The organism is Aurantibacter sp., from assembly GCF_039941195.1.
GTDB lineage: Bacteria > Bacteroidota > Bacteroidia > Flavobacteriales > Flavobacteriaceae > Aurantibacter_A.
Genome location: NZ_JBDVFA010000060.1, coordinates 84,809 through 103,077, shown reverse-complemented (window position 1 = coordinate 103,077; position 18,269 = coordinate 84,809). Strand labels below are relative to the sequence as shown.

12 protein-coding genes are annotated in these 18,269 nt (G+C 33.7%); 5 read left to right on the top strand and 7 right to left on the bottom strand.

Going from position 1 to position 18,269, the window contains the following annotated elements; genetic code table 11:
* The first annotated feature begins 57 nt into the window (after nt 1-57).
* Genes ABJF52_RS09885 through ABJF52_RS09875 form a run of 3 tightly spaced genes read left to right on the top strand, consistent with a single transcriptional unit; the run spans nt 58 to nt 3,843 of the window.
* Nucleotides 58-1,236, top strand: coding sequence for a Gfo/Idh/MocA family oxidoreductase (locus ABJF52_RS09885; RefSeq protein ID WP_348149563.1), 1,179 nt, complete (start codon nt 58-60; stop codon nt 1,234-1,236).
* 12 nt (nt 1,237-1,248) lie between these two features.
* Nucleotides 1,249-3,006 (top strand): hypothetical protein, encoded by a 1,758-nt coding sequence (locus ABJF52_RS09880; RefSeq protein ID WP_348149561.1) that lies wholly within the window; start codon nt 1,249-1,251, stop codon nt 3,004-3,006.
* Between the two features lie 9 nt (nt 3,007-3,015).
* Nucleotides 3,016-3,843 (top strand): hypothetical protein, encoded by an 828-nt coding sequence (locus tag ABJF52_RS09875; protein ID WP_348149559.1) that lies wholly within the window; start codon nt 3,016-3,018, stop codon nt 3,841-3,843.
* Nucleotides 3,844-3,934: 91 nt separating this feature from the next.
* On the opposite strand, the gene ABJF52_RS09870 is transcribed toward ABJF52_RS09875, so the two are convergent.
* The 3 genes from ABJF52_RS09870 to ABJF52_RS09860 form a co-directional block, all read right to left on the bottom strand.
* Nucleotides 3,935-4,309, bottom strand: coding sequence for a cupin domain-containing protein (locus ABJF52_RS09870; RefSeq protein ID WP_348149557.1), 375 nt, complete (start codon nt 4,307-4,309; stop codon nt 3,935-3,937).
* Nucleotides 4,310-4,329: 20 nt separating this feature from the next.
* Nucleotides 4,330-6,504 carry an alginate lyase family protein gene (locus ABJF52_RS09865; RefSeq protein WP_348149555.1) on the bottom strand — a complete coding sequence of 725 codons (2,175 nt, stop codon included), beginning with the start codon at nt 6,502-6,504 and terminating at the stop codon, nt 4,330-4,332.
* Between the two features lie 76 nt (nt 6,505-6,580).
* A complete protein-coding gene (locus ABJF52_RS09860; protein WP_348149553.1) occupies nt 6,581-8,845 on the bottom strand; it encodes a polysaccharide lyase 6 family protein in 2,265 nt (754 codons plus the stop codon).
* A 679-nt stretch (nt 8,846-9,524) separates the two neighbouring features.
* Between ABJF52_RS09860 and ABJF52_RS09855 the strand changes: the two genes are divergently transcribed.
* Both ABJF52_RS09855 and ABJF52_RS09850 read left to right on the top strand, forming a co-directional pair.
* Nucleotides 9,525-10,490: a sugar phosphate isomerase/epimerase family protein gene (locus ABJF52_RS09855; RefSeq protein WP_348149551.1), complete on the top strand. Its 966-nt coding sequence runs from the start codon at nt 9,525-9,527 to the stop codon at nt 10,488-10,490.
* Between the two features lie 4 nt (nt 10,491-10,494).
* The gene (locus ABJF52_RS09850; RefSeq protein WP_348149549.1) at nt 10,495-11,208 is read left to right on the top strand and encodes a ribonuclease activity regulator RraA; all 714 of its coding nucleotides are present in this window, start codon (nt 10,495-10,497) and stop codon (nt 11,206-11,208) included.
* A gap of 1,224 nt (nt 11,209-12,432) precedes the next feature.
* On the opposite strand, the gene ABJF52_RS09845 is transcribed toward ABJF52_RS09850, so the two are convergent.
* From ABJF52_RS09845 to ABJF52_RS09830, 4 genes are all read right to left on the bottom strand, one after another.
* Complete coding sequence (locus ABJF52_RS09845; protein ID WP_348149548.1) at nt 12,433-14,817, bottom strand: TonB-dependent receptor; 2,385 nt, start codon at nt 14,815-14,817, stop codon at nt 12,433-12,435.
* Nucleotides 14,818-15,122: 305 nt separating this feature from the next.
* Nucleotides 15,123-16,058, bottom strand: coding sequence for a sugar phosphate isomerase/epimerase (locus ABJF52_RS09840; RefSeq protein ID WP_348149546.1), 936 nt, complete (start codon nt 16,056-16,058; stop codon nt 15,123-15,125).
* Between the two features lie 222 nt (nt 16,059-16,280).
* Nucleotides 16,281-17,405, bottom strand: coding sequence for a Gfo/Idh/MocA family oxidoreductase (locus ABJF52_RS09835; protein WP_348149544.1), 1,125 nt, complete (start codon nt 17,403-17,405; stop codon nt 16,281-16,283).
* A 6-nt stretch (nt 17,406-17,411) separates the two neighbouring features.
* On the bottom strand, nt 17,412-18,269 hold the full coding sequence (locus ABJF52_RS09830) for a sugar phosphate isomerase/epimerase (protein ID WP_348149542.1): 858 nt from the start codon (nt 18,267-18,269) through the stop codon (nt 17,412-17,414).

The window sequence follows — 18,269 nt, the reverse complement described above, 5'->3', positions numbered from 1 at the left end:
AAAATCAGGTAATAAATTATTTACTATGAGAATTGTTTTTATAAGAAGCATTTGAAAATGGATAAAAAGCGGGAAACGGATAAAAAAAGTTTAAAAATGGAAAGAAAATTAAAAGTACTTATTTCAGGAACCGGATTTGCTGGACAAGGGCATGCAGACGCTTTTCGTGCAGTAGGTGCTGAGGTTGTTGGAATTGTAGGTAGAACTCCAAATGTAGTTGTTGATGTAGCTAAGAAAATGGAAATTCCGTATTCTGGTACAGATTGGCAAAAAGCTTTGGAAGATTGTAAACCTGACATTGTTTCTATAGCCACACCAGGAGGTGCTCATTATGATACTATAACACAAGCAATCGAGTTTGGCTGTCATGTTTACAGCGATAAGCCCTTAACTGTTGATGGAAAATCTGCCCTCGAATTGTATGACCTTGCTAAAAGTAAGAACGTTAAAACAGCTTTTGCTTCCAGTTTTCGGTACATGCCGTGTGTAATTCATGCTAAAAGGTTAGTGGAGTCAGGAGTTATTGGAGAACCTGTTGAAGCTGAATTTATTTCGCATTTTAATCTCGAACGAGATATACCATTTGGATGGTCGCACCGTAAAGAAGATGGTGGTGGTCGGTTAAATAATAATTTTACGCATATGATGTCGATAGCGACATCGGTTATTGGTGAGAAAATCTTATCTATAATAGGGGAGGTTCGTGATGATTTGGGCAAAGCGCCTATTGTTGAAGGAGTTCATAATTTTAAAACACGAAGGGAGCATATACCTAAAGATCTTAATGATCCTTCATTGAAATGGGGAGAAAGTAATGTTGAGTGGTCATACACTGTAATGGCACAATTGGAAAGTAAAATGGCAACAAAACCTGTGTCAGTGTTATTTAAACATGGTGGACTTAATCCTAAATTTCATGAGAACCATATCGTATTTTATGGTACGAAAGGAGCAATTTTTATAGAAGGTCATTATGGTATGGGGCCACTTCATATTTGGGATGAAAATAAAACATGGAAAGAACTACCATTGCCTCAAGATATAGTTGACGATCAACCTAAGGTAAAGGGTGATACAGAACGAAACTGGCAATATTTGGCAAGAGAATTTGTGAAAGATATTAAAGGTGAAAAAGTTGACTATTATCAGTCTTTCAAAGAAGGTAGTTTGTATCAACAACTTATAGATTTAATTAGAAAGAATGATAATTGGACTGATGTTCGTCATCTTCAATAAAAAAAGGAAACTATGTTTTATGACTATCTCGTAATTGCACTCTATTTTATTTTAATTCTTGCTATCGGAGTCGTGTTTTCACGTATGGCTAGTAAATCTACGAGTGATTATTTTCGTGGTGGTGGTAAGATGTTGTGGTGGATGGTAGGGTCTACTGCGTTTATGGCACAATTTTCTGCTGTAACATTTACTGGTGCGGCTGGAAAAGCATTCGCTGATGGCTTTGCAATAAGTGCAGTTTACCTCGGAAATACTTTTGCATTCTTTTGTGGTTGGGCTTATTTTTCTCAACGATTTAGACAAATGCGAGTAGATACGCCTACAGAAGGAATCAAAAGGAGATTTGGGCCACAAAATGAAACGTTTTTTTCATGGGCATTAATTGTCTTTTCATTTTTAAATGCAGGTGTTTGGTTAAATGCCTTGGGTGTTTTTACAAGTGCAGTTTTTGATGCTGATATTGCATACACCATTATTGCTATTGGGCTAACAGTACTTTTCGTGTCAGTGCTTTCTGGTGCGTGGGGAGTTGTAGCATCAGACTTTGTTCAAACTTTGGTTGTTGCTGTGGTTTCCATCGCATGTGCGGTTGTTGCGCTAGTGAAAGTAGGTGGTCCAGTGGAATTGGTTGAAAATTTCCCTGGCGGATTTTTCATCGGACCAAATATGAACTATCCTTTAATATTAATAGGAACATTTATTTTCTTTTTACCCAAACAAATTATTACGATGATGAATCTACATGATTCATTTCGATTTTTAAATGCTAAAGATTCTATAAATGCAAGAAAAGCTGCCTTGTTGGCAATGACCCTTATGGGAGTTGGAACCATTATTTGGTTTATTCCACCTTGGGCTGCTGCTACACTTTACCCAGATGCTCCAGAGAATTACGCACAATTAGGAAATAAAGCTGCAGATGCAGTATATCTCGTTTTTGCTAGAAATGCTATGCCTATAGGAACAGTTGGATTATTAATGGCTGGACTTTTTGCAGCTTCTATGTCTTCTATGGATTCAGCATTAAATAAAAACGCAGGAATATTTGTGCGAAGTATATATCAGCCATTTTTAGCAAAGAGGAATAGGCAAACAGATGATAAGAAATTGTTGCGACTTAGTCAAGTAGTTAGCTTTATAAGCGGTATTGGAGTTATAGTGGCTGCGTTATATTTTGCATCGCTTAGAGAGCTTAGTTTGTTTGAATTGATGATGTCTGTTTCGACTATGATTCAAATGCCGATGATGGTTCCACTGTTATTAGGTGTAATAATAAAGAAAACTCCGCAATGGGCACCTTGGGCTACTATTGCAGTCGGTTTAGTAGTTTCTTGGTTGGTTGCAAATGTTATTACTGGTGAAGTTTTTGTTTCTATGTTTGGTATTGAATCGCTTACCAAAAGAGAAATTATTGATATGAACATTATTCTTACGATTGCCGGACATGTGTTTGTTACGGGAGGTTTTTTCTGGGCAACATCTCTATTTTACAATGAAGCAAAAGACAAAAATAAAGTAGAAACTGATCGCTTCTTTGAAGATCTAGAAACACCAATAATATCGGATAATCAACAAGATGAGACCGATCAGCAACAAAGACGAAAATTAGGTAATATGGTTATGGTAATGAGTGTTGGTATTTTATTAATGGCCCTAATTCCGAATCCTTATTGGGGTAGAATAATGTTTGCTGTCTGTGCTTCTATTATTTGTGTTATTGGCTTTTTTCTTAAAAGAAGCGCAATTAATAAGATCTCTGTTAAAAATTAGTAAATAGCTATGAATTTTAGAGCAATGATATCTTCGCTAGTGCTACTAACTTTATTAGGTTCTTGTTCGGCACAGGAAATGACCTTAACGCATGGTACGGATGAATCGGCCGGTGGTGGTTCAGCATATATCATAACTACGCCCTCGGCAACATATTATTTGGAAAAAGAAGGTGGGGGTCTTTCAAGTATGCTTGATTCTGATGGTGTTGATTGGATAGGTTTTCATAATAAGAAAGGCTCTGCTCATAAAGGTGAATATCGAGGATTTCCAAATGCAATTCACAAACAAGATGGAAGTTATTTTCATGCTATGAATGCAGGGACCGATCCATCTAGTTCCGAGGTAAATATTGATACTGAAAAACATATTCGTATTACTTTCACTTCAGATAATAATAAATGGCAAGGACAATGGGATTTTTATCATAATCGTTGTGATTTTACCATGACAAAAATTAGTGAAGGCTATAATTATTGGGTGCAATATGAAGGTGTTCCTAATGGTGAAATGGATGCAACTGATTTTTGGTATGCCTCTGTGGATAATGTGAAACATTCTATTGAAGATCCATTCGAAGGTGATTTACCAGCACCAGAATGGATGGCCTTTGGTGATCAAAATTCTCCAAGAATGTTTTATGTGCTACATCATGAAGATGATGATATTCCAGATAATTATGTTAGCAGACCTGATATGACGGTCCTTGGTTTTGGAAGGCAAAACGGTGAAAAAACAACTAAACATTTAACTACAGTGCAAACTTTTTCAATTGGTTTTATTGAGTCTACTGAGTATGCTGCTATTGGAAAAGTTGTTAAACAAATACTTGATTGAAAAACCCTGCTTTTAAGGGCAGGGTTAATGTTTAAAAATCTATAGGATTTCCAATAAGTATTAAAAATTGGTAAACCTAAAATTTTATTTCCTAAGACTTATCTCCAAAATAAGATACGGCATCACCACTTAAGAAATCTTCTCGTACAGGACTAAATGTGTCAATAAGAATGCCTTCTTCTAGGCAAACTGCACTATGTAATAAATTAGGCTCTATATATATCCCATCTCCGCCTTCTACAATTTTTTTCTCTCCATCAACTTCGAATTCAAATTTGCCAGAAACACAGTAGGTTGCTTGCGTATGAAAATGTTGGTGAGGCGTGCCTAATGCTCCTTTATCAAATTTCACTTTAACCATCATTATTTGGTTGTCGTAACCTAAGAATTTTCTTGATACTCCTCCACCGAGTTCTTCCCATTCCATATCTTTTGCAATGACGTATTTTTCACTAAATCTTTTCATAATTTATAATTTATTTGTTTCTATTTAAAATAATAAGAACCTGTCCAAGTATAATTCTTATCGTTAATTTTTAATGTGTGTTTTGCTTCTTTAGAGCTATTTGTATTTGCGGTAATAAATAACTTGATGTTGTCATTTATAGTTGTAATTGAAATAACAGTATAAGCGTCAGTATCCAAAATTACTTTTATTTCTTTAATACTGCTTTTAGAATTTGTTGCAGATTCTGTAACAGGACTATAATTGCCATGTGGTTCTATAGTGGAGGCAAAAATGGTGTTTTTAGAATTTTTTCTACGGATCATAAGAGCAGCATCTCTTCTTAAGTTAAACTCAGGGTCGTTGGCGCCTAATCTCGTAAAAAATAGTTCATCTTCATTGTTGGTTGTGACTGTTAAAGAATAAAATTTATTATTACCTAACCATGAAAATTTGGTGTTATTAGATGAGGCTTTACCCTTTCCTTCAATGTACAAATGCTGGTATCCGTTATCTTTGCCTAATGTACTTAATGCAGTTGGGCTTTCATAGTCAAAATTAGACTGTAATACTTGACCCATAAAATAGTATGGAAAGTCATATTGATTTTCATTGTTAGATTTTAATTTCATTATGTCTAACAAAAATGGTTTGGTGAAGCTTTCATCTTTAATTAGGGCCATAGTTCGATGCATTTCTGTTCCAGGATATGCGTTTTTTTCTAGTGCACTAACAATTTGAATTTTCGGATAAGCATCGTCATAATAATGAAGTTCGGAGTGATGCTTGCTTCCGATTTCATATTTACCACCAAAATGAGAGGTTCCATTTTGAGTAATTGTGTTATGGGCAATAGTTTGTTTAGCCCAAGTTTTATTTTCTTTTAGATAATTGCCACCACCTTTTTGTTCAATATTAACAAATCGAGCAAGTCCATAATCTTGAATAATTTCATCTCCCTTTTCATATAAAGAATAGGATAGTTTATCGTAATGTCCATGACTTGATCCCTGTGATGCGTATTTAAATACAAGCTCAATATTTTCATTTCTTAAAATAGCAACACCTCCTTGTTTGCCGTTAGGTCCATCAGATAAATTAATTGATTTCTTTGAGAATGGTTTTGCTATACCATTTTTAACACCAAGGGCTACGGCTAGTCCAGAATCATCTAATAGAACTTCTCCTTGTTCCTTTGCAATAGTTAATAAACCTTGTTCCTGTTCGCCAAAATAATATGAAATATCAACAGCGGTTACTAAAGCACTGTTGTAGTACGACATTCCTTTTTGACCATCATTAAGTGGGAAGAATTCTCCATCAGCATCTGACAGGTTTAATAAGGCATTAATTGATTTTAAAAGCACACCGTCTTTGTATTCAAAAATTTTTAATTCTGGTTTTACATTATGTAATCCTTCAGCAAAAATTAAAAAAGGATACATGGCGTAGCGTTGATAATATGGTCCTTCATTATAATATCCGTCAGGAGAAAAAGGTTCTTCTATATTCGCTAGAAAGCCTGCTTTTCCATCTTTGTTCAAAAACCCACCATCATCGTCTTTGGCATTCGTGTCTAAATTTACACCTTTGATGCCGTATAATGCGCGATCTATTAATTCTTGATCATTCATTACCAAACCAATCATACCAACTGCTGCATTTCCCCAGGTACTATGGTTGTGAACTCTTTGGTAAAATTGCGGGCTATCCACCGAAATATGATCTGCAAATGGTCTAAATAAATTTGTTTCTAGCTTGTTGCGTTCAGCTTCACTTAAATAATTATAAATACAATCGTATGCTTGACTCACATATACCAGCCAATTAGAATCATTTAAGCATTGCCAAAATAATTTACCTCTGGCATATGATCTTGTTTTAGGATGTAATGGAAGTGTTTTGTATAATGCCTCGTATTGCATTAACATGTCTTTTACATATTTTGCATATTTTTCATCATCAAGTATTTGATATAAAACTCCTGCTTGTTGTAATACTACCATGTTGCTTTTATGACGATCGTGCGTATAGCCGCCCGAGTAATCCTTTGGAATAGGAGTGTCGATACCTAAAGCAATTTCGGCGTCAACTTCGTTTTTTATTTTTTCTAAAGAGGCATCAAGAAGGGGAACATTGCCTAATTCTTTTCTTATTTTTTCGACACCCGTATTTGTTAATATTAAATTGGGGTGTTCTTGGGCCTGTAATTTCATGAGTGATAAACTTAATAGAAAAAAACTTACTAGAACTGTTGTTCTTAAAATATTCCGATTACTAATTTTCACGAGTCTATTGTTTTAGAATTCCTAAATCTAATCCGTCTGTAGCTTTTCCTTTTAAAGGAGAGTCTTCACTTAATGTATATGATGATTTATCAGAAAAAGTCGGAGCAAGGTTCCATTGGTTTTCTACGAGGTATTTCTGGTCGCCTGTAACCTTTAATTTTTCAGAATTGCTTAATGCATTATTTCGTACTTTAACAATAGGTTCACCAACGACCAGATGCATGTTAATGGCCTTGCTATCTTTAAAAATGTTATCTTTTATATCAGTTTCTTGTACCCCATATAATGATATGGCTGCATTATATTTGTTTTTCTTTCCAAAACCTACATTATCAAAGATATTATGGTCTATTTCTAAAAATGGACCAAATGTACTTTCATCTTTTCCACCTCTGTAAAGTCGAAGTGCGGCTCCTTGCAAATCTGTAATTGCATTGTTTTTCATTAGAAAATATTCAACGTTATATGCTCCAATATCATCGGTTTCTTTATCTAAAGCGGCAATACTTCCTGAGATGTTTTTAAATATGGAATTTTGCACGCTGATTGTATCAGCAAAAGTGCCTTTAGAAACCCTGAGTACATCAAAAGAATGGTTTACTACCATGTTTTTAAATTCACATTTATCAATAAATAATTTGTAGTTGTCAATCATTGATTTTTTACTGGTACTTATAACTGAATTGCCAGCATAGTCAGGAGATTTAGCGCCATCAAAAGTTATATTTTCCAATGATAAACTTCCTCCATTTTCAATTTCAAATGCCATCATCCGTTCAAATTGAATAATTGCTTTTACTTTTCCTGAAGTTTTGAATGTAAGTGGGTGATTAATTTTCACGGCTTTAGTTAAAAGATAATTACCGCCTTCTTCTAATGCTATAATATCACCTCCAGAAGATTTTTTTACTATTTCGAAAAGGGTATTAATTCCGGCTTCAACTTTTAAGGTTTTACCCGAATTTAGCGCAATATCGTTATCGGATTTTGAATACCAAGTTGTTCCTGTATTGTCTTTTGTAGCAATCTTCGGACTGATAGTAACCTTGGTTTTAATTTTATCGGAATTGGGAATTAGAAAGCCTTGCTCGTTTTTTGTCAACTGTATTTTTGCATTTTCAAAGCCTTCTTTAATAGTAGTTTTGGAATTTTCGCCTAAAATATTTCCCAGAAATTTAATACCACTAATGTCATCATCAATGGTAAAAATGTCTTCCTTGCTTTCATTGTAAATAATGTTTTCTGAAAATTCTGAAGTTCTAGGTGCTTGACTTCTTTCTTCATCGCTACCTGCTCCAAAAAGAATATTATCGCAATTAATAAAGGTGTTGTTGTTTACCTTAGAATCAATAACTGGTACATATCGATTCGGAGGTGAATTTGGTACACCATTCATCATTACGAATGCACCACGAAAACGGTATCCCGTTAGGCCAATATGATAATTGTTGGTTACCGTTTGTTTCTCATTAATTACACGTACTCCCCCTGTACTCGGTTTACCATTGCCAATAAACATGTTTCCATCGACTAATGTTTCATTGCCATGGCGCATGGTTAAAGTTCCTGTGCATTCGAAAAAAGTGTTGTATTTAAATGTATTTTGACAAGATTTATTGGAAATAATTTCATGTTCGCCATTTGTTCTGTCAAAATAATTAGATTCAACTAAAGTGTTGGAATTTTCTAATGCATGATGGCTAGTTCCTATTCTCAATGTTTCACCTCCATTGTTTCCATAAGTAGGACGAGGGCCAAAATAGTTGTGGTCTATTTTGTGGTTATTCTTTCTACTTTCTTCTGTATCAAGTCCAACTATCATAGTAACACCTAAGTTCTTTTTGCCTGTTATATGGTTGTGGTCGATACGATTGTTTTTTCCATAAATAGTTATCCAATAATCTTGCACTTGACGTTCAGGATTATTAAAATTATCGATTACACATTCTGTTAGTCTGCTATTATTGGCCATTTTCTCTCTGCTTTTTCTAAAAGAAATAACGGCATTTGTTGGAGTATATCCGTTTTTAAAAACGAGACCTTTTACGATTAAATAATCTCCGGCAATTTGTAGATTGGATGCACCTTCCAATATTACCTTTCCTTTTTCTTCTGCAATGAGCGTAATTGGTTTTTCAGCGGTTCCGTTTGCTTCGAAAAGGAGTTCTGCATTTTTCCATACTCCATTGGCTAAAATTATGCTGTCACCAGGTTGAATATTAGATACTCGTTCATTAAATTCTTCAATAGATGATACGATTTTGTTCATTTTAGTTTCAGTGTTACATGAAATAGTAAAAACAAAGAGAAAAATCAGAGGTATATAATGCTTAATCATGTTGATAAAATTGGTTAACCAGTTTGGTTCACCAAAAATACATATATTTATTATACTCACAAGTTTTTAACAAAAAACATGTTGTTAAAATGAAAATTAAATAAGTTTTACCCTGTAGAAATATTAATATTGTAAAAAAGCGGAATGGGTTTGAATTTCAGTTACTATATTTTATTCAATGATTTGATAAGAATTACCTTGAGTGCGTTTTATTAATTGTATAAAAAGGACAATGGTTATATCGGATGGTAGCATCCTAGTAGTTTCAAATATGAATTAATTTTTTTAGGAATTTGATTATTTTAAATAAAACGATTTAAAATCGATTAATTATGGCTGAAGTAACTATTGGTAAAGTTGTTTTAACTATTTAGGTGTCGAAAAGTGGGATTTTAGCTAATTCTTTTCTTGTTTTTCGACACCCGTTTTAGTCATTTTAATTTTTTAGATATTCTAGAGTTTTTAAGAAGGATTTTCTTAATGGAACAATGGGATTTAATTGTAATTTTAAATATTGGTTAACCAGTTTGGTTTACCAAAAATAAGTATCTTTGTCAGACTATCAAAATTTTAACATAAAATCTAACAAAAATTAAAAAAACCTTGAAAAATGGAAAAACGGAACAGTAATTTGTCTAGAAGAGATTTTGTAAAGCTATCCTCAACTGGCTTAATGGCAATGCCAGTATTAGGAGTAGCGAGTTCTTTTGAATCCGTAGTGGAAAATATAGACGATGATCTTTCTGTTAATCTATTTTCTAAACATCTTCAGTTTTTGAATTATGACGAGATGTCGGAAATAGCTTCTAAAATAGGTTTTGATGGGTTGGATTTAACGGTTAGGCCTAAGGGGCATGTATTGCCCGAAAATGTAGCGGTAGATTTGCCAAAAGCGGTTGCAGCTATGAAGAAATATGGATTATCGCCTAAGTTGATGACAACAAATGTTTTGGATGCTGAAAATAGTGTGCAAAAAACAGTACTCGAAACTGCAAGTAAATTAGGGCTAACACATTATAGGACAGGGTGGTTGGCTTATCCTGAAGAACGAAGCATAGCTGAAAGTCAGGAATTGTACGGTAATCAATTAAAGAAATTAGAAGTATTAAATGCTAAGTTAGGTTTAATCGGTTGTTATCAAAATCATGCAGGAAATCATGTAGGTGCTCCAATCTGGGATTTAGAACCTATTTTAAAGTTAACAGATAATAAGGCAATTGGTAGTCAATATGATATTCGACATGCTGTAGTAGAAGGAGGAGGTAGTTGGGAGCTTGGTTTGAGATTAATTAAGCCATACATAAAATCAATTGTAATTAAAGATTTTAAATGGGGAATGTTGGATGGTAAATGGGAGTTGATTGATACGCCACTTGGGGAAGGAATGGTAGATTTTAAGCGCTATTTCTCCTTGCTAAAAAAGTACAATATTAATGTGCCTATTTCTCTTCATTTAGAATATGAATTAGGGGGAGCAGAACATGGAGCAAAATCTATTTCAATAGACAAAGAGATTGTTTATGGGCATATGAAAAAAGATTTAGAGTGGTTAAAAGAAACATGGCGTAACGCATAGTAGTATGAATAAGAAACAGATTTCGACCAAAGAAAAACTACGAAGGGTAAGCACGGCTACTATCGCAACGTGTTTATTCAAAAAAGGGTTAAAAAAGCAATTTATACAAGATGTATATCCTTTAAAATTAGGAAAGCCTACTATGGTTGGTGAAGCCTATACTTTACGTTATATACCAGCACGAGAAGATTTGAATCCCATTTCAGTTTTTAAAGATCCAAAGCATTTGCAGCGGGTAGGAGTGGAGGAATGTCCTGAAGGGTCTATATTGGTTATTGATAGTAGAAAAGATGCAAGAGCGGCTTCCGCTGGATCTATTTTAGTAACACGCTTAATGGTAAGAGGTGTTGCAGGAGTTGTCACCGATGGTGGTTTTAGAGATTCTGCTGAGATTGCTGACTTAGAAATTCCATCATATCATACAAGACCATCAGCTCCAACAAATTTAACTTTGCATCAAGCAATTGCCTTAAACGAGCCAATTGGTTGTGGCGATGTTGCAGTTTTTCCGGGGGATATTCTTGTAGGTGACGATGATGGGGTTATGGTAATACCTTCCTCGATTGCCGATGAAGTTGCTGATGAATGTTTACAGATGACATTGTTTGAAGAATTTGTGATGGAAAAGGTTGCTGGTGGAAGAAGTATAGTTGGACTCTATCCGCTAACTGATAATAATATTGCGGATGAGTTTGATGCATGGAAGGATAGAAAATAGTTATTATACCTATTAGTATATTGATTGCAGTAGTTTTTTATATAAATTGAAAATTTCAAATTTTTAATTCAATTTATTGCGATTCAATAAATGATAATTTTTCAAAATGTGAACTTATTTTGATGCTAAAATTAGGTCAAATTATTAGAATTTTTTTAGAGATATTAGTTTAGTCTAAATCAAATTTGAAGAATTAATTTTACTTTATTTTTTAGCTTCGATAGAATAGCACTTATTGTTTAGAGATAAATTAAATACTAATAAGTATATAAAATTTAATTTCTATTTTTTTAAATAGTCTCGCCTGTTATAAATTCCCAATATTTCGATAAGAGCTACGATTTTTAATTAATTCTAGGTAAAGATAATCGGTAATTTGGATTTAAAAGCTGCTGAAGTTATTGAAGTATATCTGATAAACTGTTGTAGTGCTATAAATTAAATTCTAAATTTTTTGAATAAGATTTTTAGATTGTAATCATCGCATATTTATTGATATACGTGGGAATTTGTAAGTATAGTACTGGTTAAAGTATTAAATAGAAATAAAATGCAAGTGTTGCTTAGTTTTAAATATGGATGTTTTCCTTAATTATTTTCTTTTAAATTTCTTGCATTCTTTAGGTCTATTATTTTTTGGTTGATTTTATAAATGAGAATATTTACCATTCTCAATGATTTATAGAATACTATTGGTATAATAAACAGAACGGTTGGTTTATTATGGACATGAATTTTGTTTATGAATTCATATTTTTGAATCAAGCTAGTCTGAAAAATACCAAATTATTAGCTGTCTTTTGGAATAAAAATAGATGCAATTTCGATTGTAAATTATTAAAATTACAGACCAGCTTTTGTGGACTGCCCAAGAAGGTGTTGGTATAGCTTAAAATAATTTTTATTTTGCAGATGTAAGCGTCTATATTTTAAATACCTATAAGTATTATATTGTAAAATATAGCTTATATAGACATTTTTTTTCATTTAAATACGTTGTTGAATGCGCAGAATTACAATAGACATTGAAATACAAAAAACTACTAATAATAATAAATACTAAAGTAGGCTAGACTGTTTAAAGTTCATGAATTTGAACACAGTTGTATAGTTTTTGAGACAGAATGTGCTCGTGAAAGTGGACGTAAATAGATTGAATATTATATATGGTTTTGGCTATATTCTAAAATGGTGTCTATTATTTTTTCATTCAAGAGTCATTTATTAAAAGCGTTTTTGTCCTGAAAATTCCATAGCTTCTCCCTTACCAAATCCGAAGCTTACACCAAACGTAATAAATCTACCTCTTTTACTAAAATCTCGAATGTAGGAGGTTGATTGGGTTGTAATTGTTTCTCTAATTCTTGATGCAAATACATCTCTTATACTTAAATTTAGTATGGCTTTGCCTTTCATGATTTTCTTTCTTGCTCCGAAATCCATAAAGGCTGTTTCAGATATTTTGGATAGTAGTGTTCTGTAGCCAGATTGGTAATTACCGGTAAATTCAACATCAAAATCTGCTGGTAGCTTAATTTTGCTCGTTATTCGAGTGGACCATTGGTTTCCATTAAAATCAAAATCGGTTCCATCATATTCTCCTTCTCGTGCAAATTGATTATAATTAGTATCATTAGTAAATGATAACCAATTATTGGGTAAATACTTTGCATTAAACTCTATTCCAGTTGTATTGTTGGTGCCTATGTTTTCTGGCTTGGATATGCCTATTTGATTTCCCTCCTCAAGCACAATTTCAACAATTTGCTCTACTACATCTTCAGTATGTCTGTAATATACGCCTAAATTCATTGAGGTTTTACCTGCTTTTAGTATGCTTGTTATTTCAAAGCTATCTGTAAATTCAGGCTGTAAGTTCGGATTGCCAGTTCGTCTACTATTAAAGTTTCTAATATTCAAAAAGGGATTTAAATCCCAAAGTCTTGGTCGGAATATACGCTTTGAATAACCCGCTTGTAATGAAAAATTATCATTTACTTTATAAGAAGTGTGTCCACTAGGGAAGAAATTATTATAATTTTGGTCATTACTAACATTGGTGTTCTGTAGAAAGGTGCCAACATCGGTGCCTTCATAACGTAAGCCTAACTTTAATCCCCATTTTTCACCTTCATAGGCCGCAGTAGTATATATGCCTAGTACTTTTTGAATCCATTCAAAAATATTTGTTAAATCGGGATCTTCAATAAAATTTCCATTAATGTATTCGCTTATGGCAAAATCATTTGAAACATCATTTATTTGATATTGCGCTCCAGTTTCAATAGTGTATTTTTCTGCCCATGGATGTGTGTAATCAGCTTTAAATGTATACTCCGCCTGTTTAAAATCAGTTCGAGTTTCCTGTATTAAATCATCATCGGAACCTAAGGTCACCATGTTATTGTAATCTGAGGTTTGATCTTTTGCAAATAAGTTTCCTGTGGCGCTAAGTAGTAATGATTGGTCTTCATTGCCTTCGAAATCTTTTTTGTATTGTAATTCATATGAGTATTTTGGGTTGGTAGCCGTAGTAAGTTCATTTCTGTGGAAAGCATCAGTTATATTGTTGCTTGAATCGAAAGTGCTATAATCTGCATTCGCATTTTCTTTTTCCCATTCATAGGCGAAGTTTCCTGAAAGTGTAAGAACATTCAAGTCATTAATATGATAGTCCGTACCTAGAATTAAGTTGAAAAAAGTCTCGTTTTTGTCACTTTCTCCAATACTACTTATATAGGTGTTATCAGTAAGATTACGGTTTTCTGTTTCATTATCACTAGGGAAAGTTCTACGACCTAACCCGATTTGACTAAATAAATTAAACTTTTCGGTACGTCGGTTAAGACTAAGTCCTACGCTGTGATTATTTGGAACCCCAGTGTTTAATGTAACAGAACCATTTAATCCTTTCTTTTCATCTTTTTTAAGGACTATGTTAATAATGCCAGAAGTTCCTTCAGCGTCATACTTAGCAGATGGGTTGGTAATAACCTCAATTCGATCAATCATATCGGCAGTTAAGGTGCCTAGGGCATTTCCTTGCTCATTGGCGATAACTGATGGTTTGCCGTTAATTAACATTTGTACGCCTTCACTACCACGTAAACTAATCGCACCTTCAATATTTACATTGACAGAGGGAACATTATTTAAAACTTCAAGAGCGCTGGCTCCAGTGCTGCTTAGATCTGCACCAACGTTAAAAACCCGTTTGTCTAATTTGAAAACTGTTTGTGAGACTTGTCCTTCAACAACAACTTCATCTAATTGCTGGGAGTCTTCTTCGAGGGTTATGGTGCCTAGTTCAATTTTGCCTTCAATTATTTTTGGATTTTCTATAGTTTTCTTAGTAAAGCCAATAAAACTTATCTCAATATAAAAAGTTTCTACATTAGTTTCTAGAGAGAAAGCACCATCTTCTAAGGTGGTAGTTCCAGCAATCGGTTTTTGATTTTCTGGATTGCCAACTAACACGGTGGCAAATTCAATAGGCAAGCCGTCAGTAGCAATAACTTTTCCGCTTATGGTAGTGTTGGTTTGAGCTGAAACAGTAGTGGTTTTTAAAAGTAGAGCTCCAATTAGGAGCGCATAAAGTAATTTAGGCATCTTTTTTAATTAAATCTATGTTAAGTTGGTTTGTAAAAGATCTTTAAAATTATTAAAACATTTGTTCTAAATCTTTAAACGACTGAGGTCTTCACATGAACGACAGGGTTCACTGTTTTGATTTCATTTGGTAATTTTTGCCGAATTTATAATGAAGAAATTTTAGTGATAACAATGGCTACGAAGTCAGCTAAGTCTTAAATGCTGAATATTAACGATAATAGGTTCAGTATGATTAATGTTTGGTTGGCGCAGGTGTATAACATTTCAGTGTATTCACACTAAAATGTCGTAAATAAATGGGGTTATTTAAAACCTATTTTCTTTAATCCCTCATGACTAGTTTTAATAACCTCAAGCGGCTTCATTCCGTCGAAAGTCTTGTCCTGTTCTACCATATAATATTTCATCCCAGACAATTCTTTTTTAGCTAAGATGCTTTCAAAATCTATTTTGCCAGTACCAACTGGAGCAAATCGACCTTTTGAATCCATGTCTTTTACATGCCAAATTATAAAACGACCTGGGTATTTTTCGAAATAGGCGATAGGGTCGGCTTCTGCCTTTGTAACCCAATACAAGTCCATTTGAAAGTTTACATGGTTAGCGTTGCAGTTTTCTAATAAATAATCAATAATTGATTCGCCCGAATCATTCTTTATAAACTCAAAATCATGATTATGGTATAATAATTTTAGTCCTACTGCTGATGCTTTCTCACCCAATGTGTCTAATATTTTCGCAAGATCTACAGCAGTTCCATTCATTCCCATGCTTTGTTTTTCCTGGTTGTATTCAAACATACCCATAGGAGGAATAGGAATAACAAAATACTCAAATCCCGCTGCTTTTACATCTGCCATCATTGCATCAGCATTTTCAAGAGTAACGGTTGCTTGATGCGTGCTAATTGGGGATAATTCTAATTCATCTAAAAGTGCTTTAAAATCAGTTGGAGACATGTCATAAAAATTGCCATCAGCATATCCCGCAGCCTCTATGTTTTTGTATCCAGCATCAGCAACTGCTTGCAGTGTAGCTTTAGCATCAGTTCCCATATCATCGCGAACGGTGTACAACGCTAAACCACCAAAATTAGCTGTACTGTTTTCGATAATTTCATTAGTGTTCTCTTCACTTACTGCTTCTTTTTTTACACTGTTTTTACATGAGAAACTGCCAATGAGTAAAAAAGCCAGAGCAAAGCTTTTAATAGTTGAATAAAGTTTTAATTTTTTCATGTTATTTGTGTTAGTTTTTAAATAAGAATATAAGAAACTATCTCAATTTTTTCATGTTTTTTGAACACACTTAATTTAAAATTATAAGAGTTAAACATGTCAATATAGAATAATTCTTTAAGTGCTAAAAATGATAATCATAATTTGATTTAGTTTTGCACTTATTTTTTTAATTGTAGTATTATGTTTCTTAAATATTAATCAATGTGGATTAGTTGAAATTCACTCATTAAAAGTGAAATCTGGAAGTCGTATTATTTTGCCACCTTTTAATGCAGATTCATGTGATAATATACCGACGCAAGTAATATTTGCAGATTGCTTAGCATTCGGATATGGCGATTCAGCGTTAATTAAAGCTTTTACAAATTCATGAACTAAATGTGGGTGTGAACCGCCGTGGCCAGCTCCTTGTGTAAAAGATAGATGTGTATTATCATCAGTATCATAAACCCCGTGGGTAGTGAAACCTTGAATTTCCTTAGGTAATAATTTTGCAAAATCCGGACTTTCAATTTCTTCTGGAATTTCTGGTTCAGGTTTCTTAGCTGTGTGTACTACTAATGGTTTGCCTTCTATAAGTGGCCATTCTACAGATTTTTTAGAGCCATAGACCTCAAAGCTTTCTCTGTATTGGCGCGCAACATCAAAAAGAGAGCGATAGACTTGAGCGCTTAAATCAGAATCTTTGAATTTAATATGTGTGGTTTCAACAGCATAAGGTGAGTTGTATTCATTAATTAATTCTTCTCGAATTGTTCCTGAACCAAAACAAGAAACATATTCAGCCTGACCACGAGTTAAAGCTAAAACAGGACCTACACAATGCGTTGCATAATGCATTGGCGGTAATCCTGGCCAATAATTTGGCCAACCATCCATGTCTTGTTGATGACTGGCTTTTAAAAATTGAACTTTTCCTAAATCACCATTTTCATACAACTCTTTCATGTACAAAAATTCGCGAGCATATACTACAGTTTCCATCATCATATAAGTTAAACCGGTTTCTTCAACCAATTCAACTATCTGTTGACATTCTTCAACAGTAGTTGCCATGGGCACGGTACAGGCTAAATGTTTGCCCGCTTTTAATGCTTTAATAGATTGTTCTCCATGATTAGGGATAGGAGTATTAATATGTACCGCGTCAATGTCCGAATCCATTAATAATTCGTCATAAGAGGTAAATCTTTTTTCAATATTAAAAGCATCTCCTATTTCGTTTAGTTTGGGTTCGTTTCTTTGGCAAATAGCTATCAAATTTGCATTCGGATGTTTTTGATAAATTGGAATAAATTCTGCACCGAACCCTAATCCAACAATAGCTATATTTATTTTTTTCATTTTAGATTAATTAAATGTTTGTTTTAAAAATTTGAGTCCCTCAGATGCAAATTCATCCTGACTATTTGCAAGATTTTTCCAAATACATACGGCGCCTGCTAATTCTTTTATTTCCGGAGTAAAACTTTCTATGACCATGGCTCCTTTATAATTTATGTCTTGTAAACCTAATTTAAAATCATCCCATGGTGTCAATCCTGTTCCAGGAATTCCTCTATGGTTTTCAGAAACTTGTACATGAATTAATTTATCCCCAACTGAGTTTATAGCTTTTCGAACGTTTTTTTCTTCAATTGTCATGTGAAAACCATCGAGTAATATTTTGGCATTAGACGCATTAATGTCATTGACTAATCGCAATAAATCATCAGCGGTGTTTATAAGATCAGATTCAAATCTGTTTAATGATTCTAAGGCAATTTGTTGATCATAGGTTTTTGCTATTTCACAAACCTTTTGAAGGTTGGTAACGGCTAAGTTCCATTCTATTTTCCGTTGTTCTTCAGAAACCATTCGTGCTTTGCCCACTGCTGAATACATAGGGCCTGCTAAAAAATCGACTTCAAAAATTGAGCAAAGCTTAAAGCATTCTTCTATATACTGAAAGCAGTTTTTGTGCAAGCTAATATCAGCTGCAGTCAAATCTTTAGTTGGACCAAAAACACCACAAACTGTAGGTCTCAATCCGTTGTCATTTAGGGCCTGTTTAACAATGGCGCTATCAATCAAATTTGGATCCTCAACAGGTATTTCAACAACGTCAAATCCCATTTTTTTAATCTTCGGAAAAAGAGCGATAGATGCAGTTGTGAACGGTGATTGCCAGAGCCAAGTGCTAACACCGAATTGTATATTTTTTGACAT

Bases quoted from the DNA above. Each gene is read 5' to 3' on its own strand.
- ABJF52_RS09875 (WP_348149559.1), top strand. From the start codon at position 3,016: ATGAATTTTAGAGCAATGATATCTTCGCTAGTGCTACTAACTTTATTA.
- ABJF52_RS09850 (WP_348149549.1), top strand. From the start codon at position 10,495: ATGAATAAGAAACAGATTTCGACCAAAGAAAAACTACGAAGGGTAAGC.
- ABJF52_RS09845 (WP_348149548.1), bottom strand. From the start codon at position 14,817: ATGCCTAAATTACTTTATGCGCTCCTAATTGGAGCTCTACTTTTAAAA.
- ABJF52_RS09835 (WP_348149544.1), bottom strand. From the start codon at position 17,405: ATGAAAAAAATAAATATAGCTATTGTTGGATTAGGGTTCGGTGCAGAA.
- ABJF52_RS09870 (WP_348149557.1), bottom strand. From the start codon at position 4,309: ATGAAAAGATTTAGTGAAAAATACGTCATTGCAAAAGATATGGAATGG.
- ABJF52_RS09840 (WP_348149546.1), bottom strand. From the start codon at position 16,058: ATGAAAAAATTAAAACTTTATTCAACTATTAAAAGCTTTGCTCTGGCT.
- ABJF52_RS09830 (WP_348149542.1), bottom strand. From the start codon at position 18,269: ATGTCAAAAAATATACAATTCGGTGTTAGCACTTGGCTCTGGCAATCA.
- ABJF52_RS09865 (WP_348149555.1), bottom strand. From the start codon at position 6,504: ATGAAATTACAGGCCCAAGAACACCCCAATTTAATATTAACAAATACG.
- ABJF52_RS09860 (WP_348149553.1), bottom strand. From the start codon at position 8,845: ATGAACAAAATCGTATCATCTATTGAAGAATTTAATGAACGAGTATCT.
- ABJF52_RS09880 (WP_348149561.1), top strand. From the start codon at position 1,249: ATGTTTTATGACTATCTCGTAATTGCACTCTATTTTATTTTAATTCTT.
- ABJF52_RS09855 (WP_348149551.1), top strand. From the start codon at position 9,525: ATGGAAAAACGGAACAGTAATTTGTCTAGAAGAGATTTTGTAAAGCTA.
- ABJF52_RS09885 (WP_348149563.1), top strand. From the start codon at position 58: ATGGATAAAAAGCGGGAAACGGATAAAAAAAGTTTAAAAATGGAAAGA.